The sequence below is a fragment of the [Muricauda] lutisoli (nom. illeg.) genome (assembly GCF_017313105.1).
Taxonomy (GTDB): Bacteria; Bacteroidota; Bacteroidia; order Flavobacteriales; family Flavobacteriaceae; genus Flagellimonas; species Flagellimonas lutisoli.
In genome coordinates this window covers 46,639-73,308 of record NZ_JAFLND010000001.1, presented here as the reverse complement: position 1 = coordinate 73,308, position 26,670 = coordinate 46,639, and the positions used below count along the sequence as shown (strand labels likewise).

Below are 26,670 nucleotides of genomic sequence, written 5' to 3'. Positions count from 1 at the left end.
TCAAAAGGGGGTATTCGTCAATCCGCGTTAAAAGCTAGTTGGATCACTACCTATATTTAGATTGAAATATTTCAAATCAGAATAAGACAAGGTGAACCATATCAAGAAAAAACTAGAACAGCTTTGGGATCTGGACCACAAGTTTTTAAATGAAAGCGAACACTTTAAAAAGCATCAATACATCCCATTTTCCGAAGCAGACATTACGCTTTTTGAAGAGAAACATCAGATTAAACTACCGGCGACATACCGTGATTTTTTACTTCAGGTATGTAATGGTGGTGTTGGTCAGGGAAATGGGATTTTGCCACTTAACATCAAACAAGAATTTCCCAAACTACACCTTCCTTGGGTAGATCCTTTGGAATACAATGACCTTTTTCTTTTTGACCCCATAAGGGACAACTATGACACGTATGATGACAAAATCAATAAAGCCCGCCTAAAGGATAATGTAAAAGTGGACGATCTGATTCAGGGTACGGAAAATGGACAACTCCCCATTGCGGACGATGGCTGCGGCATATATTATTTTCTGGTTGTCAAAGGAGCAAACAAAGGGGAAATATGGCTTAACCATTTGGTGACCGATGGTGGTTTTAAATGGGTGCCAACTCCTTTGGAGAATGGTTCGAGCATTGGTTAGATCAGTCTATTTTAACTGCACATAAAAATAATCAAGCTCTGCAGGAACTTTACGGGGATGGGAAAATCAGTTCTTTTCTCCCTGAGAATGTTGAAGAGCTACGTGACTTTGTCTTTAAATTCAATCATTTAAAGGATAAAAACCCCGTCAAGAACCTTTTGAAAAGAATTTTGGAACAAAGTCCTTCCCAAGAAATTGTTGAACAAAGCATTGACTATTTATCATATGACGAACATTACAAAAATGTTCAAATCGCTCTCCATTTTTTAGCACAATCGCTCCCCAATCTTGATGAGACGGGAAGGAAAAAGAACTTATGCCAACAGGGGAAAGTCTTTTTTGAATCGGGAAATTTCCAAAGGGCATTACATTGTTTTCAATCAGCCTTAGCTTTGGAAGGTCCCGTATACCATAGAGATGAGTTGGAGGAGCCATACCTCAGGTTGATATGCCAATGCCTCCTTAAATCAAAAAACCAAAAAGCGGCATTGGAAACCGTGGACTTGGTGGATGAAGCTGTTTTACTTTTGGAAGAAATCCATCATATATACAATGATCATGAAATGGCAGTTGAATGGGGTGAAATTATTATTGATACAAACAAATTCAAAGAAGATGAAGAATTTGAGGACTATCTACAAGACATACATCTAGTTCTCATTTATGCGAATGCTGCACTTAAAAATACCTTAAAGGCTCATGAATACTTGGACAGGCTCATTGACCTAAAAGCAAACCCAAACAACATACCTTATGAAAGTATTGTGGAGAACCTTATAAAGGTACGCAACTACACCCTTGCCATTTGGTGTTTGGAAAAATACAGTGGTTTGTTGCGTTCAAAACAAAATATGGAATGGCTTTACTTCGCCAAAGGCCAATGCTTTTTGGGGCTTGAAAAGCTGCAAGAAGCCCGTGACTGCTTCGAAAAGAGTTATGAATTAAAACATTGGGTGGCACCCTATGCCCAACTTATTGGTATCAACAAAAAATTAGGAGAATTGAAAGCTGCAGAACGGATAAAAAATGAAGTCTTGGCACTGAACCCTGAATATCTAGAAAACATGAATTATCTATAAGTGGCCATTGCCTCATAAAACTCCACTTCGTCCACCCCCATTTGCTGACAAATCCACTTGGCCCCTGCCATATTCCTTAAATCATTCGTGTCCACAATTTCCAAGGGCATTTCACCATCGGGGGTATCCAAAAACACTTCGCCATCCGCTTTTTGATACTCTGGGGTTCCATACGGAAACTTTCTGATGGGATTTTCGGATGATTCCACTCGTTTTTTTACTTCGGCATCTTCCTCATTATAAGTAATGCTCCCACCCTTTACTATACTATCCACAAAAATGCCGTACTGCTGCGAATAGGTTTCAAGATCGGTATAAGAGTCCCCTTCGTTAGATACGATATCGCTCAATAAAGCAATGTTGGGTTGATATTTATGGAATTGCGGAGTAGTATCGATAGCGGATGAAGGGGTATCGAATCCCTCAATGACAATAAAGTCGTTTTCTTCAGACAAATGGATTCCCTTGGGCGATGTCAATGCATAATCCACCTCAACCTCGTTATACTCCAGCACATGCAGAATCATGGAGGTTACCCCGGTTTTATTTTGGCTGCCCGCCACAACCACGCGCGTTTTATATTTGTTCAGTTCAAACAACAATTCGGGGTACGACACCAATTGCAAGCCCAGCTCCTGCGCTTTCAACAATTCTGGATTGTCCTTTTTAACGGTCGATCCCAAGACAACGGCATCCAATTGATCATTTATTCTATCGGAAAACCAACCTGCTTCACTGCATATCAATCCCTGTTCTTGCATTATGGACTTAAGGGATTCTTCAAACTTCCCTTCACTTCCCGTAACCGTTTCTCCCCTTTTGTGCAAGGCAATGGCCAAATTGAACATATTGATTTCGCCCAAACCTATAAAATGTACCTGCATCGCTTCAAATTAAAGATCAAAAATAGCCAAAGCCATTACCAATACAAACACGGAAGCTCTATATTAATTTTTATCTTGCTGCTAAATTTGAGAACCATGAATCTATCAGAAATCGAACCAAAGGAAATAATGCCCGGGTACCATGGCAAATTGGTGCACGGAGAACGTATGAGCTGGGTATTTTGGGATGTGGAGCAAAACGCCGAAGTGCCCGAACACCAGCATGACCATGAACAGATCATGCACGTGGTGGAAGGTACATTTGAATTCACCTTAAACGGAGAAAAAGACACCTACACAGCAGGAGACATTGTAGTGATCCCTTCCAATGTTCCCCATAGCGGAAAAGCATTGACCCCTTGTAAATTAATGGACATTTTTAGTCCCGTGAGAGAAGAATACCGATAGCCATGAACATATCATTAAAAGGAAAAACAGCCCTTGTAGGAGGCAGCAGCAAAGGAATCGGGAAAGCCATAGCACAGCAATTGGCCGAAAGTGGTGCAAGCGTGACCCTTATGGCCAGAAGTGAGGAACGCATGATAGAGTTGATCAAGAAAATGGACAGCTCTCAAGGGCAAAAACATCAATACCTGTGTGTAGATTTTACAGATTTTGAAGCCTACAAGGAAAAAATATCGGAGTTCTTCGAGACCAATACCGTGGATATACTGGTAAACAATACCCAAGGTCCAGAAGGGGGCGGGGCACTTGAAAAAAATGTGGCTGATTACCAGAATGCCTTTGACCTCCTTTTTAAGTCGGTAGTATACACCACAGAACTCGCCCTAAAACATATGCAGAAAAATAAATGGGGACGAATCATCAATATCGCATCCATTTCCGTGAAGGAACCTTTGAATTATTTGGCACTTTCCAACACCATTAGAGCCGCAGTGGTCACTTGGGCCAAAAGTTTGGCTTACGATGTTGCTAAAGATGGCATTACCGTGAACAGTACGCTTACGGGTTATTTTGATACGGACCGAATTGCCCAATTGAACTCCAAAAAAGCTGAAAAACTTGGGATTTCCCCGGATGAAGTCCGATCCAACATGGAAGAGCAAGTGCCCATAAAACGTATTGGCGATCCTAAAGAATATGGTTACTTGGTTACTTTTCTAGCCTCGGATAAAGCGGCTTTTATTACAGGAACCAACATTCCGATAGATGGTGGACTTTTAAAATCCATGTAGCCTAAAGACTCATCCGGTCCTTAAAAATATAGGATTGCCTGCGGGACACCTCTACTTCCTCTCCGTTTTTCATGGTAAGCTTTAGCTTGCCATTGAACCAGGACACCACATTTTCAATGTAGTTGGTATTTACAATTTGCTGGCGGTTGGCCCTAAAAAATGAGTTGTCAGGCAACTTTTCCTCTACTTGATTGAGCGATTTATAGAGCATGGGTTTCTTGTCCTCAAAAAACACCCGTGTGTAGTTCCCTACAATTTCAAAAAGGGAAATATCACCTATTCTCACCAACCAACAGGATTCCCCATCTTTAATGAAAATTTGACTGTTCTCCGTTAACTTTTTGGCCGTGGGTGCGCTTTCCTCCTTAGAGGCCATCTTGGCACGTACTTTTTCCAAAGCCATATCAAAGCGCTTGTTGCTCACTGGTTTCAGCAAATAATCCAACGCATTGTATTCAAAAGACTTTATGGCATACTCATCGTAGGCGGTGGTAAAAACGGTAATGGGTACCTCATCCAACATTTCCAATAAATCAAAGCCATTCTTTTCGGGCATATTAATGTCGAGGAACAACAAATCAGGCGATTCAGACTCAATCAATTCCACACCATCATCTACGTTGCTCGCTTCGCCGATAAGTTCCAAATCATCATGAAGCTTGATCAGCTCTTTGAGCTCGTTTCGTGCCAGCCTGGAGTCTTCAACTATTACCGCCCTGATGTTCATCCCAATGGTATTTTGATTTCCGCCACTACCTCATCGGATATTTCCTCCAATTTAAAGGATGCTTTGTCCGCATACAACAGTTTTAACCGTTGTTCTATGTTTTTCAATCCCAATTTAGTTGAATCCTCGGAAATATTCAGTTTTCCGGTATTCCGCACCTCAATAAACAAGTCGTTGCCTTTCTTGAATATGGCCAACAGAATCCTTCCGCCATTTTTAAGGTTGGAAATGCCGTGCTTGGCCGCATTTTCTATCAGTAATTGAATGATCATGGGAGGAATCCTCAAATCCAATGTCTCTTCCTCTACTTGTTTTACAAACTCCAAACGATCCTCCAGCTGGATTTTGGACAGGTCTATATAATTATCCACCACTTCCAATTCTTCACGTACGGGAATATCGTTGATATTGTGCTTGGTCAGGGAATATCGAATGATTTCGGAAAGCTTGGTAAGCATTTCCCTGGATTTTTCCACATCCTCAAGCATCAAACCCCTTATATTGTTTAGGCTGTTGAACATAAAATGTGGATTTATCTGTCCCTTTAACGTGTTCAATTGGGCCTGTTTCAAGGTAGTGTTCAGCTCCAGCCTTTCTATTCTGTTCTGATTCAGCTTCAAAAGCAATTTGATGACCAAATAAGTTATTGTCCAAGCCCCGACCAAAAAGACAGAATTAAGCACTTGCACCATGATTTTGTCATAGCCCTCGAACATATGCATTTCGGCTTCGGTAAGTTCCGGGCCGAACTCTATATAGATATACCCAAAAAAGACATTTAAAAGACCGAAAATTGCAGAGGCCAACAATGTGGACACAATAATTTTAAGGACTTCTTTGCTTCCAAAGGAGTCAAAATGCACATTTCTTTTAAGGTACCAGCGCAATATCGAAGTAGAAAACACCCCGATAAAAATCCCGACGATAATCGAGAATATGGTCATTTCAATGCTAATGTTCTGGGGAATCAGGGCGGCAATGGAGTTGATAAATCCCCATCCCAACAATTGAAGAACCCAAAACGCAATATTCCTTTTCCTTGTACTTAACTCCATTCGATTGAGCATCAAAGGCCCAAATTTACATTAAACTTACTCGGTTTAAGCTATCCTAAGATTTTTGTGCAACTTTTCTTTTAAAGGGATTGCAGCACGATTTTTTCTGGGGTAAAAATGCAATCCACATCATGGTTGAGCCTGAATAGAAAAATGGGAAGTACTCCATGTATTCCCACGCATTGAACCTGCCATATATTCCAACCAATACTCCAAGGACACCCAGGGAGAATACAACTTTTTGTTTTGTGTTCAGTTTTTTCATATTGATGAATTTTGTGACCGCTGCAGCGGATTATAGAATAATACTTACTAAAAGTGAAATGATTAATTTGGCTAGTGCTATCATGACTGTTCTGTTTTAGAATTTATTTCTGAAACTAAAGTACAATAGAACCCTTGCCCGGTGAAGTGAATTATGACAAGTGGTAATTTTGACCAACCGAACGGTAGAGCCATTGAATTTTAGACTGGAAAAGCCACAACACCTTGATTGTCAGGGCTATTTTACTTTTGGAGGAAATTTGGAAAACACTTTTTTCACAACTGCCCTGAGTTTACCCTCGCGCACACTGGGTGAGGCGTTCTCAGAAAGCCCACTCTCGGCCACGGCCTGCCAAATAAGAGCATCGCGTTGGGCATCCACCAAATCAAACTGTATGCTTCGCTGTAAATTAAGGCCTCCCAAGGGCAACCCCACAGAAATGCCTCCGCCCACATTGCGACCGGTACCACCAATACCTACCCCCACATTGCTGTTGGGAGCGCCTCGATATTCGTCGCTCATAATATTGATAAAGAGTTCCGGTTCCTCGGCCAATCGGTACCCACGGGCTTTTAACGTGGAATCCAAGGCGCGCAGCAAGCGCTTTTCATCCAACTGGCTTAGGCCAGATTGCATATCGGCATAATAATTATAAGTGGAGTAGCTTGTGAAATCAACTGTCTTATCGTAATCGTAATTTACCCTGACAGAACTACAGGACAACAAGGAAAGTACCAATAGTATGGAAAGTAAATATCGCATAATGAACATTTGGGTCCTCCTAAATTTAATCAATAAATTGATTGGATATAAAGATGTTAAGGCACTATTCGTTCAATAGCTTCCAAAGTCTATCTTTTAACTGTTGGATTCCCAATCCACTTACCGATGATATGAACATGTAGGGGACATCCTTGAAATCTTCTTTCATATCCTCATCCATTTCATCGATGAGTTCCTGGTCGAGCATGTCGCATTTGGAAATAGCCACCAAACGCCCTTTGTCCAACAATTCGGGGTTGTACCTCCTCAATTCGTCCAAAAGAATATTGTATTCCTGACTGATGTCCTTGCTATCGGCCGGAATCAAAAACAAAAGGGTGGCATTACGTTCAATGTGGCGAAGGAAATAATGTCCCAGTCCTTTACCTTCGGCGGCACCTTCAATAATTCCTGGGATATCGGCCATTACAAAACTTTGAAAGTCACGATATTCAACAATGCCCAAATTGGGCTTTAGGGTGGTAAACTCGTAATTGGCGATTTTGGGCTTGGCAGAGGTCATTACCGAAAGGAGCGTGGATTTACCTGCATTGGGAAAACCAACCAGTCCTACATCGGCCAACACCTTAAGTTCGAGTGTCAAATGACCTTCTTGCCCCTTTATACCGGGCTGGGCATACCTTGGGGTTTGGTTTGTGGCACTTTTAAAATGCCAATTCCCCAATCCTCCCATACCACCTTCGAGGACAATTTTCTCCTCTCCGTCTTCGGTAATCTCAAAAAGTACTTTGTTGGTTTCGGTATCGCGTACTACCGTTCCCAAGGGCACTTCCAAATACACATCTTCGCCATCGGCACCGGTACTCCGGCTTTTTGCGCCATGTTCACCGTGACCAGCCTTAAAATGCTTTTTAAACTTGTAGTGGACCAACGTCCACAGGTTTTTGTTCCCTTTGACTATAACATGACCACCGCGACCACCATCACCTCCATCGGGCCCACCTTTGGCCACATATTTTTCGCGACGTAAATGCGCAGAACCTTTACCTCCGTTTCCAGAAGAAATATGCACTTTTACATAGTCTACAAAATTTCCCTCGGTCATATTCTAATATAAAAAAGTCTGTGTGGAAACCAATTACAGGGAGTCGATTACTTTGCTCAAACGCTTGGTAATCTCATCGATCTCACCTATTCCGTTTACGGAGTGGAATTTCCCTTGTTCTTCGTAGTAGGCTTTCAATGGAGCCGTTTTTTCGTTGTATTCATCAAAACGGTTACGGATCTTGGTTTCGTCCTGATCATCGGAACGACCACTGCTTTTACCGCGCTCCAAAAGGCGCTCCACCAAAATATCATCCTCAGCTTCCAAGGCAATGGTTGCGTTAACTTTCATATCCTTTGATTCCAAGAAATTGTCCAATGCTTCTGCCTGGGCAGCTGTACGTGGAAATCCATCAAAAATAAAACCTGCCGCATCCGGGTTTTTCTCCACCTCGGCTTTCAGCATATCAATGGTCACCTCATCGGGAACCAAATCTCCTTTATCAATATAAGACTTGGCCAAATTACCAAGCTCGGTTCCATTTTTAATGTTGTAACGAAAAACATCCCCCGTGGAAATGTGTTTCAAATTATACTTTTCCTTTAGGAACCCTGCTTGGGTTCCCTTTCCAGCTCCTGGCTTTCCAAAAAGCACTAGGTTGATCATATCTGTTTGATTTAATTGGTAAACTTCTCTTAGGTTTCGGCCCAGCTCATTATAGTCCAGTCCATAACCCACAATAAAGTGATCGGGAATCTCCAGCCCTACATAATCGATGGTGTATTCGCCATTGTACACATCGGATTTGTAAAAAAGTGTCCCGATTTTAAATTCTTTCACATTGGTGTTATTGAACAAGTGTACCAGCTGTTTTAAGGTGCGACCTGTGTCCACTACATCTTCCAAAATAATAACACTCTTCCCTTCCATTTCATCCGGCACGTCCAATAGTGTTTCCACAATACCCGTTGACGTTAATCCTTGATACGAGCTCAACCGCACAAAAGAAACCTCGCACGGATGCTGATACGCCTTAAGAAAATCGGCAACAAACATAAAAGCACCATTGAGCACTCCAACAAAAAGAGGTGTTTCATCCTTGTAATCGGCAGCAATTTCCTTTGCCATTTTATCAATGGCCGCAAGGATCTGCTCTTCCTTCAAATACGGCTTAAAAAATTTATCGTGAAGCTTGATCAATGTGTTCGAGTTATGGTCAGGTTGGCAAAGATAATATTTTTAAAGCTCCCAAGCCCTCACATCTTTTATACCCTCGTGGATTTCATGTATTTTTGTGCATATTCAATTTAGAAATCAATGCAATTTTTTTCTTCCGACTTTAAACTGGGAATTTTAGGTGGTGGACAATTGGGCAAAATGATGCTCTACGAAACCAGAAAATGGGACATACAAACCAAGGTCATGGATGCTTCGGCCGAAGCACCTTGCAAAATAGCCTGCAATGAGTTTGTACAAGGTAGTCTAATGGATTTTGACACCGTTTACGACTTCGGAAAAGATGTTGACGTACTCACCATCGAAATTGAAAACGTAAACGTAGATGCCCTTGAGAAACTCGAGCACGAAGGGATTAAGGTATACCCCCCGACCAAGACGTTGAGGACCATCCAGAACAAGGCCGTACAAAAACTGTTCTATACCGACCACGATATTCCCACGGCCCCTTTTACTCGCTTTGCCTACACTTCGGAAATCAAGGACAGTATTAACAACGGAGGACTTTCGCTACCATTTGTTTGGAAGAGTGCTCAATTTGGTTATGATGGACAGGGCGTAAAGGTAGTTCGAAAGATGGAAGACCTTAAAGAACTGCCCAACGTGGAGTGCATTGCCGAAAGAATGATAGATTTTAAAAATGAATTGGCGGTTGTGGTAGCACGAAACACCAAAGGAGAGGTAAAAACATATCCTGTGGTAGAGATGGAATTTCATCCAGAAGCCAATCAAGTAGAATATGTTATCTGCCCCGCAAGAATTGACGCTTCCGTAGCCAAAAAAGCCCAAGAAGTGGCCCTGAAGGTTTCCGAGCACATGAAACACGTGGGGTTGTTGGCGGTAGAAATGTTCCAGACCAAAGAGGACCAAATTTTGGTCAACGAATCTGCTCCAAGACCACATAATAGCGGACACTACAGCATTGAAGCCGCATACACCAACCAATTCGAGCAACATGTTCGCGCCATTTTAGGCTTACCACTCGGAAAAACCGACAGCAAAGTAGCTGGAATTATGGTTAACTTGGTAGGCGCCGAAGGATATACAGGAGATGTGGTTTATGAAAACATCAAAAAAATACTGCAGATGGAGGGGGTTACCCCGCACATTTACGGCAAAAAACAAACACGTCCGTTTCGTAAGATGGGACACGTGACCATTGTGGACGAAAATATGGCAAGGGCCAGAGAGGTGGCCCAGCAGGTAAAAGAAACGATTAAAGTGATAAGCAAATAAGATATGAGCAAAGTAGCCGTGATCATGGGAAGCACAAGTGACCTTCCCGTTATGCAAGACGCCATCGACATACTGAAGGAATTAGGAGTAGATGTGGAAGTGGATATCGTATCCGCCCACAGAACACCCGAAAAATTGTTCAGTTTTAGCAAGAGCGCACACACCAACGGCTTTTCCGCCATTATTGCAGGAGCTGGTGGAGCAGCGCATTTGCCGGGTATGGTGGCATCGTTATCCCCTTTACCCGTTATCGGGGTTCCCGTAAAAAGCAGTAATTCCATTGATGGCTGGGATTCCGTCCTATCCATTTTGCAAATGCCCGGAGGTGTTCCCGTAGCCACAGTTGCATTGAACGGCGCCAAAAATGCTGGAATCCTTGCAGCACAGATCATTGGAAGTTCCAACAAGGAAATTATGGACAACCTTATATCTTATAAAGAAGGCCTCAAGGAAAAAGTGATCAAAGGGGCCGAAGAAGTAAAGAAAACATACCAACAGTAAATCTTGATTGATTGTGAACTATAACCAAATAGGCATATTGTTGGGCATTTGTGCCATTGCCTTTTTTGGCTTCACGCTGAAAAAAGTAGGCAACCCCTATATAAAAGGACTCTGGAAAAGTGGCCTTTTGGTTTTTACAATTTATGCTGCCCTTTTAATTTTTATTGAAATCCGTTGGCAATTCATTTCGGATTATGCCAGTAAATACGACTTAAACGGAAATGGTTTTGTGGATATTAACGAATATTCCGATGAGGCCATTGCTGCCATGAATAAAATGACAGGCAGCGCAAAGGAAAGAAACTATGCCGCTTTAACCATAGCAGGGCTTTCTTCCATAATTGGTTTCGCCTATTTATTGAGTGATTGGGCGGTGATACGTTTAAAAAACAAAGAACAGAAGTAACAACTATGAACAACCCATTGTTGGAGCCATTTAACCATGCTCCATTTTCAGAAATAAAAAACGAACATTTTAAGCCCGCATTTCTGCAAGCCATCGAGGATACCAAAAAGGAAATCGATGATATCGTAAACAACCCAGAACCACCCACTTTTAAAAACACCTTGGAAGCATTGGATTTTTCTGGTCAGCAGTTGGACCGTATCTCGAGCATTTTTTTCAATCTGAATTCAGCGGAAACCAACGAGGAAATCCAAAAAATAGCCCAAGAAGTATCTCCGTTGTTATCAGAGTTCAGCAACGACATTACTTTAAACGAAGGGCTTTTTGCACGTATCAAAACGGTTTATGAACAACGTAATTCGTTAGACCTTACCAAAGAGCAGCAGACCCTTCTTGAAAAGAAATACAAGAATTTCAGTAGGAATGGGGCCAACTTAAAAGAGGAAAACAAAAAGCGCCTCCGAGAGATTGATGCAGAACTGGCCAAATTGAAGCTCACATTTGGTGAAAATGTATTGGCCGAGACCAATAAATACGAAATGTTGCTCACGGATGAAAAAGATGTGGAAGGGCTTCCTGAAGGCACTAAAGAAGCTGCGGCACAACTAGCAGAGTCCAAAGGCAAGCAAGGTTGGTTGATCACCTTGGACTATCCGAGCTACATCCCATTTATGAAATATGCCAAAAACAGGGAGTTGCGCAAAAAACTTTCTTTGGCTTTTGGCAGCAAAGGTTTTCATAATGATGAGCTGGACAATCAAGAAAATGTAAAGCGCATTGTTAATCTACGCCACGAAAGAGCCAATCTTTTAGGATATAAAACCCATGCTGATTTTGTGCTCGAAGAGCGTATGGCAGAGACTCCCGAAAAAGTGCTTGACTTCCTGAACGAACTTTTAGAGAAAGCCAAACCTGCTGCCGAAAGGGAATTTGCCGAACTGGAGGCCTATGCCAAGGAATTGGACCACATTGACCGATTGGAAAAATGGGACAGCGCTTACTATTCCGAAAAGTTGAAGCAAAAGCTGTTCAATTTGGATGACGAAAAACTGAAGCCCTATTTTAAACTGGAAAATGTAATCAACGGTGTATTTAAAGTAGCTGAAAAACTTTTCGGACTCAGGTTTAAAGAAGTGGACAATGTGGACAAATACCATAAAGAGGTAAAGACCTTTGAGGTGTATGAGAATGACAACTTCATTTCCCTGTTCTACGCCGACTTCCACCCCAGACCTGGAAAACGTGGCGGTGCCTGGATGACCTCCTACAAACCGCAATATACCCTTGGTGGAAAAAACAGTAGGCCACATATTTCCAATGTGTGCAACTTTACCAAACCAACAAGTTCCAAACCATCCTTGCTCACATTTAACGAGGTAACGACACTTTTCCATGAATTTGGACACGCCCTGCACGGTATGTTGGCCAATACCACCTACCCTAGTCTATCGGGAACATCAGTGTACTGGGATTTTGTGGAGCTACCTAGTCAAGTAATGGAAAACTGGTGTTACGAAAAGGAGGCCTTGGAACTTTTTGCCCATCATTACGAAACAGGGGAGTTGATTCCCATGGAATTGGTGGAAAAAATCAAGGAATCCGCCACCTTTCAAGAAGGTATGGCCACGGTTCGCCAGTTGAGCTTTGGACTTTTGGACATGGCATGGCACGGAAAAGACCCATCGAACATCAAAGATGTAAAAGCTTACGAAACAGAAGCTTTTAAAAGTACCAATCTATTTCCGGAAACACCCGAAACGTGCATGAGCACCTCTTTTGCCCATATTTTTCAGGGCGGGTACTCATCAGGCTACTATAGTTATAAATGGGCCGAAGTGTTGGATGCGGATGCCTTTGCCCATTTCAAGGAAAATGGGATTTTTAGCAAAATGGTAGCGGACAAATTCAAAGAGCATGTGCTTTCCAAAGGAGGCACGGAAAACCCCATGGACCTTTATAAAAGATTTAGAGGGGCGGAGCCGAATATTGACGCATTATTAGAGCGTGCGGGGTTAATTGAGAGCAAACCTTAATTAACTCCGAACGTTAGACCCGGCCCGTTTCCTCCTGTAAAGGAAATTATACCCGCAACAACTATAACCAAGCCTAGTGTCGCTACAGACACCAATATGGTTTTGCCCGGGGAGATTTTCATTAATTTGGCTTCGGTTATCATTGACTTTTGAAGGATAATCTCGTTTTTACGTTGGATCACAACAATGGTGGAATCGGTAACTTCTTTGATGGTTACTTTTTCCGACTTACGGTTACCAACCTTAATCTCATATTTTTCACCAATTAAATAATCATTGCTCCCGAATTCCAGTTTTTTGTAACTGTAACAGCTATCGAATAACAAAATTATAGCCAAAAACAGAACAATATTTTTCATAATTGGTTGATTTACTTAAAGTTAAATATTTTTTCAATTCAAAGGATTCAGGAAGCAAAAAAGTTTTAGACTGCCAAAAGATTGTTAAACTGAATAAAACATGTTAGCAATGTTTCGCTGGAACGTCTAACTCGTTTTCAACCATGGAATTATATTCCAAAAACTATTACATTTGGTAATTCGATAGGAATATGGCCAAGCACAAACTTCAACCGGACAATTGGGTGGACCAATATGCCGATTACCTTTTCAACTATGCGGTTTCTCGTGTAAGCGATGCAGAAATTGCAAAAGATTTGGTGCAGGAAACCTTTTTCGCAGGTCTCAACTCGGCCAAAAACTATAAAGGTGATGCGGCTGAACGGACCTGGCTGGTATCCATTCTTAAAAGAAAGGTTATAGACCATTACCGAAAGATAAACTCAAAGAAAGGAAAGGCCGAAGTACGCATGAACTATGGTGCCGATTCAGAAGCTGAAGGCGATTGGTTGGAACAGCAGGTGGCCGACCCCTACAGCAAGGATGGCGACAATGTTCTGGAAAATGAAGAATTAGGTTCAGCAATTCAAGACTGTATCACTAAACTACCTCAAAAACAGGCCTTGGTCTTTAAATTGAAAACCATTCAGGGAATGAGCACTGAAGATGTTTGTAATGAACTGGATATTAATCCGTCCAATCTGTGGGTGATGATCCATAGAGCAAGAACTGCACTTATGGGTTGTTTAAATGAAAACTGGTTTTAGGTATGAAGATTTCATGTAAAGAGGCATCTAGCATTTGTGACAAATCCCAATATAAAGAGGCGAGTTGGTGGGATATCCTTAAACTTCGCATACATCTATCGTACTGCAAAGTATGCCGAGGGTATTCCAAGAAGAACAGCGAATTAACCTCATTATGCGATAGGGCGGGTCTGACCATGTTATCAGAAGATGACAAGGAAAAAATGAAACAAGACCTGGAAGAGAAACTCTAAATATATTTTTCCGCACACCAAAACATACAATACCAGAAAATAGGAATCGACTCCACCCAGAACATCACAAAATATTTGGACCGCAGTCTTTTGCCAGAAAGTAATACCAAGATAAGAGCAACGCATAATATAGCCCTTAGTGCGATTTCCTGCTGATGTAATTCATCCTTTAAAAAAGTCAACAGGAAAAAAATCAGTGTCAGACCAATGCCCAATCGTGTGGTATTTTTAGCACCAAGTACTTGTGGCAAAGTCCTCAACTTTTTGTCATCCCATTGCATATCCCTGATTTCGAAAGGTAGAATAAGTACCAAAACCAACAACATGCGCTGGATAAAGGTTACGGCAAAGTCCCAGTCCAAGGTCATTTTTGCATCCAAAACGGGCAATAAAACCGAAAAGCCGGCCCAAACAAAAGCCACGATATAAATTTTGAGTCCAGCCAAATTTCTCAAGTTTTTGGCCCGTGGCAACAAAGGAACCGCGTACAATGCGGACAATACACCCAAAACAACAGTGGCCACCCAAATCTGTTCATCCAACTGAATCAAGAAAAAAATGGCGAAAGCAAAGGAAACAAAGCTGAATATTTGAATGACCTTATGGTATACATTGGACACGATAAGGTATTTATAGGCTTCTACACCATATTTGATGAAATTGTAACAAACAATCACACTAAAAAAGATAAAACCCAACAAATTGATGTCCGAAGAGCTCCCCAACAAATGAAATGTAACACCGGTCATGGAAATAACCGCAACGGCCACATGTACACTGGCATCCAGATAGAAATCAAAAATGGTTTTTAGGATTCTCATGTGTTAAAATCTTTGTCCTTTTGCCAAAGGTTAATTGGTGGTTAACAACTTTGCCGCATACACTTTCAAAATTGACTATTTTCATCGAATTAATCCCTAATTTTGTGCACTTTATTGGATTGAACATGAATACAGAGGTTTTTGCCGCCAGACACATTGGCATCACAGAGAGAGACTTGCCCCACATGCTCAAAACCATTGGGGTGGAAAACATGGAACAGCTCATTTATGAGACCATTCCCAATGACATCAAATTAAAAAAACCATTGGACCTCCCCGAAGGTATCAGTGAACATGACTTCCTGAGTCATTTGGGTGAACTGGCCAAGAAAAACAAGGTTTTTAAAACCTATATCGGATTGGGGTACCACGAATCGCTTACCCCATCCGTAATCAAAAGAAATATTCTGGAAAACCCAGGTTGGTATACGGCCTACACACCCTATCAGGCAGAGATTGCCCAAGGTCGATTGGAGGCACTTTTGAATTTCCAAACCATGGTGAGTGACCTTGCAGGCATGGAAATTGCCAATGCCTCCCTTTTGGACGAGAGTACCGCAGCAGCAGAAGCCATGAGCATGTTGTTCGAAGTACGCAGTCGCCAACAAAAGAAAGATGGGGTTGTCAAGTTTTTCGTTTCCGAAGAAGTGCTACCTCAAACGTTGAGCTTGTTGGAAACACGAGCTATACCTTTAGGTATAGAATTGGTTATTGGAAATCACGAGACTTTTGATTTTTCCGAAAAATTTTACGGCGCATTATTGCAATATCCTGGCAAACATGGTCAAGTAAACGATTATGAGTCCTTTGTGGAAAAAGCCAAGGAGAACGAAATAAAAGTAGCCGTTGCCGCCGATATTTTGAGCTTGGTAATGCTTACCCCTCCCGGTGAATGGGGCGTGGATGCCGTAGTGGGAACCACACAACGTTTTGGGATCCCATTGGGTTATGGCGGACCGCACGCCGCGTTCTTTGCCACCAAAGAAGCTTACAAAAGAAATATTCCCGGGCGTATTATCGGAATCACCAAAGACACCGATGGCAACCCGGCCTTACGAATGGCACTCCAAACTAGGGAGCAACATATTAAAAGGGACAAGGCAACCTCCAATATTTGTACTGCACAGGTATTATTGGCCGTAATGGCGGGCATGTATGCCGTATACCACGGACCGGAAGGTTTAAAATATATTGCCAACAAAGTGCACAACAATACCAAAAAGTTGGCCAAAACATTGGAAGGTTACGGTTTTGAGCAATTGAACAGCGCCTATTTTGACACGATTCAGGTGAAGGTGAAAAACCCAGGTCGACTTAAAGATGTAGCAGAAAGCAAGAGCATCAACTTACATTATATGGATGACTCCACGGTTTCTGTTTCATTGAACGAAGCTGTTTCCAATACCGATCTGGACACATTGGTTTCTTGCTTCTTGGAATCCCATGATTTGGATGAAAAATCCTTAGGGGAGATGCAGTTGGATGAAGCCATTCCAAATCCATTGCAAAGGAAAACTCCATTTATGGAGCATGAAGTATTCAACTCTTATCACTCAGAAACTGAGTTGATGCGTTATATCAAAAAATTGGAGCGCAAGGATTTGGCATTGAACCAATCCATGATCTCTTTAGGAAGCTGCACCATGAAGTTGAATGCCGCATCGGAAATGTTGCCATTGAGCTGGGGAGAATGGGGCAACATCCACCCTTTTGTGCCTTTGAACCAAGCTGAAGGTTACCAGGAAGTCTTAAAATCGTTGGAAGAGCAACTCAATATAATTACAGGGTTTTCCGCTACTTCACTTCAACCGAACTCCGGTGCGCAAGGAGAGTATGCAGGACTTATGGTAATCCGAGCTTATCACGAATCAAGAGGAGAAGACCACAGAAACATTTGCTTGATACCTGCTTCTGCCCACGGAACCAATCCGGCTTCAGCAGTAATGGCAGGTATGAAAGTTGTTGTGACCAAAACCGATGAAAAAGGAAACATTGATTTGACAGATCTGGAGGAAAAAGTGGAAAAACATGCAGAAAACTTAGCTGCATTGATGGTCACCTACCCTTCCACCCATGGTGTTTTTGAATCATCGATAAGACAAATTACCAAACTCATACACGATAACGGAGGTCAGGTCTACATGGATGGTGCCAACATGAACGCCCAAGTAGGGTTGACCAACCCTGCAACCATTGGGGCCGATGTATGCCACTTGAACCTGCACAAGACCTTTGCCATACCCCACGGAGGAGGTGGGCCAGGTGTTGGTCCTATCTGTGTTGCAGAACAATTAAAACCGTTTTTGCCCACAAATCCAATAATTCCCACTGGCGGAGAACATGCAATTACCGCTATTTCTTCAGCACCATGGGGAAGTTCATTGGTTTGCCTGATTTCTTACGGATATATCAAAATGTTAGGCTCCGAAGGACTCACAAAAGCTACCGAAGCAGCCATTCTAAATGCCAACTACATCAAAGACCGTTTAAAAGGTAAGTTCGATGTGCTTTACACAGGTGAGCGTGGACGTGCCGCACACGAAATGATCATTGACTGTAGGCCATTTAAAGCAAATGGAATAGAGGTTACCGATATCGCCAAGCGACTTATCGATTACGGATTCCATGCACCGACAGTTTCTTTCCCAGTTGCGGGTACATTGATGATAGAGCCGACAGAAAGTGAAAGCTGTGCCGAATTGGACCGTTTTTGCGATGCATTATTATCTATTCGAGAGGAAATCGATGAAGCTTCTGCAGATGAAACGGATAATGTGTTGAAAAATGCTCCACATACCTTGGGCATGTTGACCAGCGATTCATGGAATCATTCCTACAGCAGGGAAAAAGCAGCTTTTCCATTACCTTATATTGCCGAAAACAAGTTTTGGCCCAGCATTAGGAGAACGGATGAAGCGTTTGGGGATCGTAATTTAATGTGCACTTGTGCTCCTATCGAAGAGTATATAGAAGCCTAAAAACCATTATAAACATTGAGAAAAGCCTTGATTCTAAAATTAGTCCAAGGCTTTTTTCGTATACAGCCATATAAACGGTACCTTTTGAACATTGTAACAATTGTTATGCATGCATAGTACTTAAAGTTTAAATATCTTAACTTGTTTTTATTAAAAACCCCTATATAAAATGAAAATTGGCATTACAGGCACCGGAAGCTACATCCCTTCCATAGTGACCAAGAACGAAGATTTTTTGAATCATGAGTTTATGGAGACGGATGGTTCGGCCTTTGAACAACAGAACAACGTGATCATTGAGAAGTTCGAAGCCATAACAGGTATTGCTAATCGGCGATATGCCAAACCAGACCTCAAGACTTCAGATATTGGCTTTTTGGCCGCCGAAGAAGCTATCGCGAATGCTGGAGTGGATAAAGAGGAACTCGATTACATTATCTTCGCACACAATTTTGGAGACCTGACACCTGGAAAAATTCAAGGGGACACTTTGCCAAGTTTGGCGACACGCGTAAAACATTTATTGCGTATTCAAAATCCAAAATGTGTTGCTTATGACTTAATTTTTGGTTGTCCAGGATGGATAGAGGGTATGATTCAGGCAACTGCATTTATTAAAAGTGGTATGGCCAAAAAATGTTTGGTGATAGGCGGTGAAACTCTTTCTCGAGTTGTAGATGCGCACGACCGAGACAGTATGATTTTTTCCGATGGGGCTGGAGCTACCATTTTGGAGGCCGATCCACCTAACGGGGAGATATTGTCCCATGCCTCGGTAACTTATGCCAATGAGGAGGCCTATTATCTATATTTTGACAAATCCAATAGCCCTTCGGAATCCAAGGATACCAGGTACATAAAAATGCAAGGAAGAAAAATTTATGAGTTCGCTTGCGTCAACGTTCCCAAGGCCATGGCTTCCTGTTTGGATGATAGTGGTGTTGCAATCGATGATGTCAAGAAAATCTTTATTCATCAAGCCAATGAAAAAATGGATGAAGCCATCATCAAGCGATTCTATAAAATCTATGGGAAAGCCGTTCCAGAAAACATCATGCCCATGAGCATTCAAGATTTGGGCAATAGTTCAGTCGCCACTGTTCCAACGTTATATGACATGGTCCTTAAAGGCAAGCTACCGGAACATGAAGTAAAAAGGGGAGATGTTGTTATATTTGCAAGTGTTGGTGCCGGCATGAACATCAACGCCATTGTATACAAATACTAGATGTACGAGAACAACTTTCCCAATAAACGCTACAAGCATACTTTAGCATTCTTAAAAAAACACATCAATACTTCAGAATCCATTTTGGACCTAGGAGTTGAAAATCCCTTTTCTGAAATAATGAAATCCAACGGGTACCAAGTGGAAAATACCCAAGGTGAAGATTTGGATTTCAAATTTGATAAGGTTGCACGATCAGATGCAGATGTGGTCACTGCATTCGAGATTTTTGAACATTTGGTGGCTCCCCTGAATGTTTTGAAAGAGATAAAAGCCAAAAAAATAGTGGCAAGCGTACCTATGCGATTATGGTTTTCACCAGCATACCGGAGCAAAACCGACCCATGGGACCGCCATTATCACGAATTTGAAGACTGGCAGTTTGATTGGCTTTTAGAAAAAGCTGGTTGGACCATTATAGATTCTGCCAAATGGACGAATCCAACCAAAAAAATTGGGATACGGCCTATTCTAAGGTACTTCACGAACAGATACTATATTGTTTACGCTGAAAGGACCTAAAAGTAATTTGGGATAAGTGCCCAGTTTTTTGGAATTTTAGCAAATGCGAATCAGTATTGTAATCCCCGCTCATAATGAAGCAGCTTATTTAAAAGATTGCCTGGACTCTTTTGTGAGCCAAACTTATTTGCCCAATGAGCTTATTTTGGTGGATGACAATTCCTCGGATCATACTTTTAAAATAGCCCAGGGCTTTGCAAAGCAACACCACTGGATAAAAGTGCTTCAGCGCAAATCTACCGATGAACACGTCCCTGGAAAAAAAGTAGTGGATACCTTTAATTTTGGACTGGAACATACATCGGAATTTGACCTGATTGGAAAATTCGATGCGGACATAATGCTACCTCCCGATTATTTTGAGCTTATCGTCAATCAATTTCAGGCCAATTGGAAACTGGGTATGTGCTCTGGACTTTTATACATCAAAAAAGGTGATCAATGGGTATATGAAAACATCTCGGATAAAAATCATATCAGAGGTCCTATAAAATTGTATCACAAAGCCTGTTTCAACAAAATATGTGGTTTACGGCCCGGTGTTGGCTGGGATACGGTGGATATCCTTTTGGCCAAATACAACGATTTTGACACTTTAACGCTTCCCGAACTCAAAGTAAAGCACCTCCGCCCAACGGGACATGGGTACAGTGCCAAAAACCGTCAATCCAAAGGGGTTGCCATGTATAAAATGGGCTACGGTATTGTTCTCACCAAAATTGCCGCATTAAAAATGGCTTGGCAGGCCAAAAGCCCCAGTCTCTACCTCCAAGCAGTTTTGGGTTACCTGGCAGCATTCTTCCAACAACAACCCAAATACGTATCCAAAAAAGAGGGCAAATTTATCCGTGCCTTTCGCTGGAAGGGTATTTGGTCGAAACTCTAGTTTCTGCACATCAAATTTGGTTTCCATCAATTCATAGAAAGCATTCGTCAATTCAAAAGCTACGCTAGTCAATCAACCTTTTTGAAAGTAACTTCTTATGGTTTTCTTAGTCCATTACTGTTTGTTTTTTTGAACAGTTAGTCCTAAAAAATCAAAAGCAAGCATCCCAAACTTTAAGAAAATGAAAAGAACCTACTTAAAAACCATATATTTGGCAACACTTTCATTGGCACTTATTACTTCCTGTGAAAAATCGGAAAATCAAGCTATTGATCAAAAAACAAATGAAACAATCGACGGTAAGGCCGTTGTACTTGGTAAAGAGCTTGAAATCCCATATTCGGCGGACAATATGCAGGTTGCTTTTAATAATCTTTTGTTCAATCTAAAAAGCAAATCCAAAACGAGCAAACTAGCCAAAGCCCTTAAAGATGCAAAAGGGATAGAAATACAACCATCCCATTATTATTATCGATTTCTACCCAAAGACAGTGCCGAATATGAGTTGCTGACCAACGATACCGTTCTTCAGGTATCCAACATTCCCCTACATTATGAAATTGAAGAAGAAGGTGATTTCTATAATGACCCGGAACTAGAAGGGGGCGAAAACCTAGACTCCTTCTCATATCTCTACGCTGTGGTACCCTACGATTACACAATTCCAGAACATGTGCAAAACGAGCAACTTGACAATATGTACTTTGCGCCGGAAATGGATGAGAAACAACAAGCTGAAGAAGGTGAAATTGTAGTAAAACAACCCATCAACCAAACCACTAAAGATATCCTTACAGTGGACGCAAACGGAGAGGTCTTTGAGTACCTGGAACTGGAAGCCCTTAAATTGACCAATAATTTAGATGAAGATGAATTAAAATCCCTTTTATTTTACCTGCCCTACGACACCACAGGCACCTTATACACATACAAAGAAGCGCACCAATTGGGCTACGAACAAAAAGATTTGGTCATAGATCTAGGCTCCGTAGATACCATGTTGGAGAAAGAAACCTTGGCCAGCTGCAGAAAATGGAACCCAAGTGGTAAAATTACCGTTCGAGAAGATGCCATAAACAAAACTGTTGGGGTTATGGGTGCAGAAGTAAAAGTACGCAAATGGGGCTTATTAGTTATCCGTAGAGCTTATACAAACAAAAATGGTGAGTTTAGAACACGTAGAACCCGTACAAAACGAGTGAAGTATGCAGTTCATTTCAAAAACAATTCTCGAAAATTTAAAATAAAAGCCGGAAATATGTTTATATACGCAAAACATAGAGGCACTCGAAAATACAAAAGAAAGGCATGGAACCAGCACTTTTCGTATGGTCGAAGCAAGTTTTATGCATTAGTCCACAATGCAGCTTATGATTTTTATGAAAGGGCTGTGGGCAAATTTGGACTACACCGCCCAAATCAAAGTTGGTTACGGATAAGTGCAAAATATAACCAACTTGCTGGTGATCATTTAGACTTGAACCCTGGCGGGCGTTTTAGCCTTATTCCATATGCCGAGATCAGAGTTGGAAGAATCGATGATGGTAAACCAATGGCAAGCGACGAAATTTATGCATTAGTCACTCACGAAATGACCCATGCCAGTCATTACCGTATGGACAGAGGATTCTTCATAAATCTAAGTAGTGCAGGGTGTAGATTACAGACCATGGCTGAAAGTTGGGCAACAGGTGTAGAAACTATTATTACAAATAATCGATACATTGAATTTAATCCAAATTATTTAGCTACCGGACGAATTGGAAATGAATTTCCTCTTACCTTATTTAACTCTCACAAGCAATATAGAGAAATCAATCCTGGAAGTAAATATGAATACACTCCTATTGTAATCGATTTGGTTGATGATTTTAATCAAAGTATTGAAATCAAATCGACCAAACCAATTGATAGGGTCAAAAATTATACTTTGAGTCAGATACAAACTTCTTTAATAACTCTCGCGGAGCACATACTTGGAAAGAACGGCTTAAAAGTCAACACAACAATCCAACCGAAAAGTATCTTGATGAGCTTTTCAACGTTTATATGTATGATAATTGTAATTAAAACATGAACAATGAAGAATTTATTTATAACTGTTTTAGCTTATATCCTACTTAATTCTTGTGGTAGTGGTTTAGAATATGATGGCCCTAATTCTCGTGTATACACCTACATACTAACCAATCAAACTGGATACGAATTAATTATTACCAGTGATTTTGGTCGTGCTGAACTGGTTACAAACAACAATGCATATAAATGTGAAATTTCGGTAGAAGAAGGATATACTGGTGCTCTCTGTTCATTGGAATTAGAAATCCGTATTCCTGAAACTAACAAGGGATATAGATGTTATGGTCTGGCACAAAACACCCAAGGACTTTGTTTTACGGACGACGATAGGGTTTTCACCATCTCAGACGGCACTATTTTTACCAAAGTCGGAACGCGAACTTATGAATATATTCTAACTGCAGGACTATTAGAAAATGTTTTTGAACTTCAAGATTAAAAGTTAAAAATTACTCCTGGAACAAAATGACAGTATATTTAAAGTTATTCCTCGACCAAAACCTCTCCTATGGGCTGTCCTGTGGCCCCATTCGGGAATGCAATACCCAACAAGGCTGCAATGGTAGGAGCAATATCGGGAATCTCGGTACGGCTCACGGTACTTCCCTGTTTAATTCCCTTTCCGTAAAGCAATAATGGAACATGGGTATCGTAGATCTGCGCCGAACCATGGGTAGAACCCGTTCTACTGTAAGAGATGTAACCTACATTGGGCACAAGCAAAACATCCCCAGAACGCTTTTGGTTATAACCGTTCTGCAAAATGTACGGTATACCTTCGGTATATTCGTTTTTCCACATTTGGTCCGCTGTGTACACTTGTCCAATACCTTCGTAAGCCAATAGTTCTCGCGCGATATCCTCTTGGGCATCATCCAAATCAATATCCAAATTGGCCAAAATCTTATGGTCCAAAAAAAGTTGATAATTGGAAAGATCCCGTACCACATCGGTAGTTCCATATTTGTACTGAAGAAACTCCTCAAACCTTGTTTGCATACCATCCATATCCAAATATCCTGCTGGAATCTTGGAGTCCATTAAATAAGATGGCACATTAATGGCTGCATGATCAGCGGTCAGGAAAACTGTGTATTCCCCTTCTCCCACTTTTTCGTCCAAAGTAGAAAGTATACGGGCCAAATCTTGGTCCAGTCTAATATATGTGTCCTCAACCTCCTTGGAATTGACCCCAAAAAAATGACCCACATAATCGGTGCTTGAAAAACTGATGGCCAAGAAATCGGTAATGGTATCAGCTCCCAAATCTTCCGCTTCCAAAGCTGCCAAGGCAAAATCAGCGGTGATGCTGTTCCCATAAGGACTTCTTCTTATCAGATCAAACTGACCATTTTGATCCCAAATGGCCGGTAGGTCGTGTGGAAAAGTATTCGTTGTTTCCCCTTTTTGCAATCCTTCATAATTATTGGAATCCAAACCGCTTTCCACATAAGTTTCAATGGGTTTTAGGGTATTCCACGGTTTCTTGTATGCTTCAACCTTATCCGAAGCATTGAAATCCACTACCCATTGTGGCAATTCGTCCATATAATAGGAGCTGGTAATCCAATTTCCCGTTTCGCCACCTTCAAACCAATAAGCCGCATTGGCAGCATGGCCTGCAGGTAAAATGGCACCTCTGTCCTTCAAAGCCACACCGATCACTTTGCCTCGTTTTTGAGTGTGCAAACGTAACTGATCGGTAATGGTGGTTACAAGCATTCGGTGCGGGGACATTTGCCCAGCATCCGAGGCAGTTCCTACTGAAGTATAGCTATCGTCACCTGCACAGTATACCTCTTCGCCCGATTCTTTATCGAACCAATTATTTCCAATAATGCCGTGCATGGAAGGGGTTGTCCCGGTATAGACAGAAGTGTGTCCAGGCCCCGTACTGGTGGGCGCATAGTTAAAATGATTGTTTTTGCAATTAAACCCCTCGTTTACCAATCTTTTAAAACCTCCTTCTCCATATTGATTCCAAAAACGGGTCAAGTAGTCATACCTCATTTGATCGACCACAATGCCCACGACCAATTTAGGTGTTTGGGCAATGGGTGCAGGTTGAGCTTCTGCATCGTTCTTTTTTCTGCGTTGACCATAAGTAAAACTGATCATGCACAATGCTAAAATTGAAACTATAAAGTTGCTTGTTTTCATGCTTGGGATTTAATCGAATAAGAGCAAAACTATTGAATTCTGCCGTTTAAAAATTTAAATCAAGGTTAAATGCTCCACAATATTCTTATTTTTATGACCTCAAGTCCATAAAACGCATGAAATACCTAGAAGCGATTGGAAAATACTTCATCATGATTTGGGAAGTATTTAAAAAACCTACCAAGTGGCGCATTATGAAAACCTTGATCTTCAAGGAAATCGATGAGCTGATTTATGGCGCCATGGGCATCATTATTTTTATTTCCTTTTTTATTGGCGGTGTTGTTACCATTCAAACAGCACTTAACCTAAATAGCCCCTTATTGCCCAAAAGTCTTATTGGTTTTGCCACAAGGCAATCGATGATTCTGGAGTTCGCCCCTACCTTTACTTCGATTATTATGGCAGGGAAAGTAGGCTCCTACATTACTTCCAGCATTGGCACCATGAGGGTAACAGAGCAAATTGACGCTCTTGAGGTAATGGGCATTAACTCCTTGAACTATCTTGTTTTTCCAAAAATTGTTGCCACTATGTTATATCCTTTTGCAGTGGCTATTTCCATGTTTGTTGGTATTTTAGGAGGATGGGTCGCAGCTGTATTTGGTGGTTTTGCGCCCAGCGGGGAATTTATCCAAGGGCTACAAATGGATTTTGATTCGTTCCATGTGACCTATGCATTTATAAAATCGGTGGTTTTTGCATTTGTAATCGCTACCGTACCATCTTATCATGGTTATTACATGACAGGGGGAGCCTTGGAAGTAGGTAAGGCCAGTACCACCTCATTTGTATGGACCAGTGTGGTGATTATTATATTGAACTATGTATTAACACAATTGTTGTTGGGCTAATGATAGAGGTAGAAAACATACATAAGTCATTTGGGGACAATCACGTTCTAAAAGGAATTTCAACAATATTTGATAAAGGAAAGACCAACCTTATCATTGGGCAAAGTGGTTCGGGAAAAACAGTTTTTTTAAAATGCTTATTAGGCCTTTTTGAGCCCGACGAAGGAAGTATTTGCTACAACGGTCAATACTACTCCGACCTTTCGTTAAAAGAAAGAAGAAATCTAAGGCAAGAAATGGGTATGGTATTCCAAGGAAGTGCCCTTTTTGATTCCATGACCGTGGAAGGAAATGTCATGTTCCCATTGGATATGTTTACCAACCAATCACAATCCGAAAAGCAAGATCGTGTGGATTTTGTTTTGAAGCGTGTTAACCTAGTTGATGCCCACAAGAGGTATCCCGCAGAAATTTCCGGAGGTATGCAAAAGAGAGTTGCCATTGCCCGCGCCATTGTAATGAACCCAAAATACTTGTTTTGTGATGAACCCAATTCCGGACTAGATCCCAAAACAGCCATTTTGATAGATAACCTGATTCACGAGATCACACAGGAATACGATATAACCACAGTGATCAACACACACGACATGAACTCGGTGATGGAAATCGGTGAGAAAATAATCTTCTTAAAAAATGGACTTAAAGAATGGGAAGGAACAAACAAAGAAATCTTTAAGACCGAAAATCAAGCTGTTACCGATTTTGTTTATTCATCCGAGCTCTTTAAAAAAGTTCGGCAAATGTATATTGAGGAACGGAATTAAATTAG

Annotated in this window: 28 protein-coding genes; 18 read left to right on the top strand and 10 right to left on the bottom strand. The window is 41.4% G+C overall.

The window, feature by feature from the left end; translation table 11 throughout:
- The first annotated feature begins 91 nt into the window (after positions 1–91).
- Both J0X13_RS00355 and J0X13_RS00350 read left to right on the top strand, forming a co-directional pair.
- Positions 92–646 (top strand): SMI1/KNR4 family protein, encoded by a 555-nt coding sequence (locus J0X13_RS00355; RefSeq protein ID WP_207069532.1) that lies wholly within the window; start codon positions 92–94, stop codon positions 644–646.
- A complete protein-coding gene (locus J0X13_RS00350; protein ID WP_207069531.1) occupies positions 604–1,725 on the top strand; it encodes a tetratricopeptide repeat protein in 1,122 nt (373 codons plus the stop codon). The genes J0X13_RS00355 and J0X13_RS00350 overlap by 43 nt, the downstream gene beginning before the upstream one ends.
- On the opposite strand, the gene J0X13_RS00345 is transcribed toward J0X13_RS00350, so the two are convergent.
- Positions 1,716–2,609: a Mur ligase domain-containing protein gene (locus J0X13_RS00345; protein ID WP_207069530.1), complete on the bottom strand. Its 894-nt coding sequence runs from the start codon at positions 2,607–2,609 to the stop codon at positions 1,716–1,718. The two genes, J0X13_RS00350 and J0X13_RS00345, sit on opposite strands and share 10 nt — an antisense overlap.
- A 96-nt stretch (positions 2,610–2,705) precedes the next feature.
- Here J0X13_RS00345 and J0X13_RS00340 point away from each other — a divergent pair, with 96 nt between their 5' ends.
- Both J0X13_RS00340 and J0X13_RS00335 read left to right on the top strand, forming a co-directional pair.
- Entirely contained in the window at positions 2,706–3,017 is a 312-nt protein-coding gene (locus tag J0X13_RS00340; protein ID WP_207069529.1) for a cupin domain-containing protein, read from the top strand.
- A gap of 2 nt (positions 3,018–3,019) precedes the next feature.
- Positions 3,020–3,805, top strand: coding sequence for an SDR family oxidoreductase (locus J0X13_RS00335; RefSeq protein WP_207069528.1), 786 nt, complete (start codon positions 3,020–3,022; stop codon positions 3,803–3,805).
- 1 nt (position 3,806) lies between these two features.
- Here the strand turns inward: J0X13_RS00335 and J0X13_RS00330 are convergent, their stop codons facing one another.
- From J0X13_RS00330 to J0X13_RS00305, 6 genes are all read right to left on the bottom strand, one after another.
- Positions 3,807–4,532, bottom strand: a complete 726-nt coding sequence (locus J0X13_RS00330) for a LytR/AlgR family response regulator transcription factor (protein ID WP_207069527.1) — start codon at positions 4,530–4,532, stop codon at positions 3,807–3,809.
- Complete coding sequence (locus tag J0X13_RS00325; protein ID WP_242535581.1) at positions 4,529–5,599, bottom strand: sensor histidine kinase; 1,071 nt, start codon at positions 5,597–5,599, stop codon at positions 4,529–4,531. The genes J0X13_RS00330 and J0X13_RS00325 overlap by 4 nt, the downstream gene beginning before the upstream one ends.
- Positions 5,600–5,642: 43 nt before the next feature.
- A complete protein-coding gene (locus tag J0X13_RS00320; protein WP_207069526.1) occupies positions 5,643–5,852 on the bottom strand; it encodes a hypothetical protein in 210 nt (69 codons plus the stop codon).
- A 237-nt stretch (positions 5,853–6,089) separates the two neighbouring features.
- Entirely contained in the window at positions 6,090–6,614 is a 525-nt protein-coding gene (locus J0X13_RS00315) for a DUF4136 domain-containing protein (RefSeq protein WP_207069525.1), read from the bottom strand.
- 64 nt (positions 6,615–6,678) lie between these two features.
- The gene (gene obgE, locus J0X13_RS00310) at positions 6,679–7,680 is read right to left on the bottom strand and encodes a GTPase ObgE (protein WP_207069524.1); all 1,002 of its coding nucleotides are present in this window, start codon (positions 7,678–7,680) and stop codon (positions 6,679–6,681) included.
- A 33-nt stretch (positions 7,681–7,713) separates the two neighbouring features.
- Complete coding sequence (locus tag J0X13_RS00305) at positions 7,714–8,820, bottom strand: adenylate kinase (protein WP_207069523.1); 1,107 nt, start codon at positions 8,818–8,820, stop codon at positions 7,714–7,716.
- Positions 8,821–8,937: 117 nt separating this feature from the next.
- Here J0X13_RS00305 and J0X13_RS00300 point away from each other — a divergent pair, with 117 nt between their 5' ends.
- The 4 genes from J0X13_RS00300 to J0X13_RS00285 are packed head-to-tail and all read left to right on the top strand — an operon-like array spanning position 8,938 to position 13,032.
- Complete coding sequence (locus J0X13_RS00300; protein ID WP_207069522.1) at positions 8,938–10,092, top strand: 5-(carboxyamino)imidazole ribonucleotide synthase; 1,155 nt, start codon at positions 8,938–8,940, stop codon at positions 10,090–10,092.
- 3 nt (positions 10,093–10,095) lie between these two features.
- Positions 10,096–10,593: a 5-(carboxyamino)imidazole ribonucleotide mutase gene (purE, locus tag J0X13_RS00295; protein ID WP_207069521.1), complete on the top strand. Its 498-nt coding sequence runs from the start codon at positions 10,096–10,098 to the stop codon at positions 10,591–10,593.
- 13 nt (positions 10,594–10,606) lie between these two features.
- The gene (locus J0X13_RS00290; RefSeq protein WP_207069520.1) at positions 10,607–10,999 is read left to right on the top strand and encodes a hypothetical protein; all 393 of its coding nucleotides are present in this window, start codon (positions 10,607–10,609) and stop codon (positions 10,997–10,999) included.
- A gap of 5 nt (positions 11,000–11,004) precedes the next feature.
- A complete protein-coding gene (locus J0X13_RS00285; RefSeq protein WP_207069519.1) occupies positions 11,005–13,032 on the top strand; it encodes a M3 family metallopeptidase in 2,028 nt (675 codons plus the stop codon).
- On the opposite strand, the gene J0X13_RS00280 is transcribed toward J0X13_RS00285, so the two are convergent.
- Positions 13,029–13,391, bottom strand: a complete 363-nt coding sequence (locus J0X13_RS00280) for a hypothetical protein (RefSeq protein ID WP_207069518.1) — start codon at positions 13,389–13,391, stop codon at positions 13,029–13,031. The two genes, J0X13_RS00285 and J0X13_RS00280, sit on opposite strands and share 4 nt — an antisense overlap.
- Before the next feature lie 191 nt (positions 13,392–13,582).
- Here J0X13_RS00280 and J0X13_RS00275 point away from each other — a divergent pair, with 191 nt between their 5' ends.
- Positions 13,583–14,137 carry a sigma-70 family RNA polymerase sigma factor gene (locus J0X13_RS00275; protein ID WP_207069517.1) on the top strand — a complete coding sequence of 185 codons (555 nt, stop codon included), beginning with the start codon at positions 13,583–13,585 and terminating at the stop codon, positions 14,135–14,137.
- Between the two features lie 2 nt (positions 14,138–14,139).
- Positions 14,140–14,370 carry a hypothetical protein gene (locus J0X13_RS00270; RefSeq protein WP_207069516.1) on the top strand — a complete coding sequence of 77 codons (231 nt, stop codon included), beginning with the start codon at positions 14,140–14,142 and terminating at the stop codon, positions 14,368–14,370.
- Here J0X13_RS00270 and J0X13_RS00265 read toward each other — a convergent pair.
- The gene (locus J0X13_RS00265; RefSeq protein ID WP_207069515.1) at positions 14,367–15,191 is read right to left on the bottom strand and encodes a UbiA prenyltransferase family protein; all 825 of its coding nucleotides are present in this window, start codon (positions 15,189–15,191) and stop codon (positions 14,367–14,369) included. The two genes, J0X13_RS00270 and J0X13_RS00265, sit on opposite strands and share 4 nt — an antisense overlap.
- A gap of 125 nt (positions 15,192–15,316) precedes the next feature.
- Between J0X13_RS00265 and gcvP the strand changes: the two genes are divergently transcribed.
- The 6 genes from gcvP (at position 15,317) to J0X13_RS00235 (ending at position 23,323) form a co-directional block, all read left to right on the top strand.
- A complete protein-coding gene (gene gcvP / locus J0X13_RS00260) occupies positions 15,317–18,169 on the top strand; it encodes an aminomethyl-transferring glycine dehydrogenase (RefSeq protein ID WP_207069514.1) in 2,853 nt (950 codons plus the stop codon).
- A 169-nt stretch (positions 18,170–18,338) separates the two neighbouring features.
- Entirely contained in the window at positions 18,339–19,397 is a 1,059-nt protein-coding gene (locus tag J0X13_RS00255) for a 3-oxoacyl-ACP synthase III family protein (RefSeq protein WP_207069513.1), read from the top strand.
- Entirely contained in the window at positions 19,398–19,919 is a 522-nt protein-coding gene (locus J0X13_RS00250) for a class I SAM-dependent methyltransferase (RefSeq protein WP_207069512.1), read from the top strand.
- A 43-nt stretch (positions 19,920–19,962) separates the two neighbouring features.
- Positions 19,963–20,805, top strand: a complete 843-nt coding sequence (locus J0X13_RS00245) for a glycosyltransferase family 2 protein (protein ID WP_207069511.1) — start codon at positions 19,963–19,965, stop codon at positions 20,803–20,805.
- A gap of 181 nt (positions 20,806–20,986) precedes the next feature.
- Positions 20,987–22,882, top strand: a complete 1,896-nt coding sequence (locus J0X13_RS00240; protein WP_207069510.1) for a hypothetical protein — start codon at positions 20,987–20,989, stop codon at positions 22,880–22,882.
- Positions 22,883–22,885: 3 nt separating this feature from the next.
- A complete protein-coding gene (locus J0X13_RS00235) occupies positions 22,886–23,323 on the top strand; it encodes a hypothetical protein (RefSeq protein ID WP_207069509.1) in 438 nt (145 codons plus the stop codon).
- 44 nt (positions 23,324–23,367) lie between these two features.
- On the opposite strand, the gene pafA is transcribed toward J0X13_RS00235, so the two are convergent.
- Positions 23,368–25,044 (bottom strand): alkaline phosphatase PafA, encoded by a 1,677-nt coding sequence (gene pafA / locus J0X13_RS00230; protein WP_207069508.1) that lies wholly within the window; start codon positions 25,042–25,044, stop codon positions 23,368–23,370.
- A gap of 116 nt (positions 25,045–25,160) precedes the next feature.
- Between pafA and J0X13_RS00225 the strand changes: the two genes are divergently transcribed.
- Together J0X13_RS00225 and J0X13_RS00220 are read left to right on the top strand one after the other, a co-directional pair.
- Positions 25,161–25,898, top strand: coding sequence for an MlaE family ABC transporter permease (locus J0X13_RS00225; RefSeq protein ID WP_207030380.1), 738 nt, complete (start codon positions 25,161–25,163; stop codon positions 25,896–25,898).
- Positions 25,898–26,665 (top strand): ABC transporter ATP-binding protein, encoded by a 768-nt coding sequence (locus J0X13_RS00220; RefSeq protein ID WP_207069507.1) that lies wholly within the window; start codon positions 25,898–25,900, stop codon positions 26,663–26,665. The genes J0X13_RS00225 and J0X13_RS00220 overlap by 1 nt, the downstream gene beginning before the upstream one ends.
- The last annotated feature ends 5 nt before the right edge of the window (positions 26,666–26,670 follow it).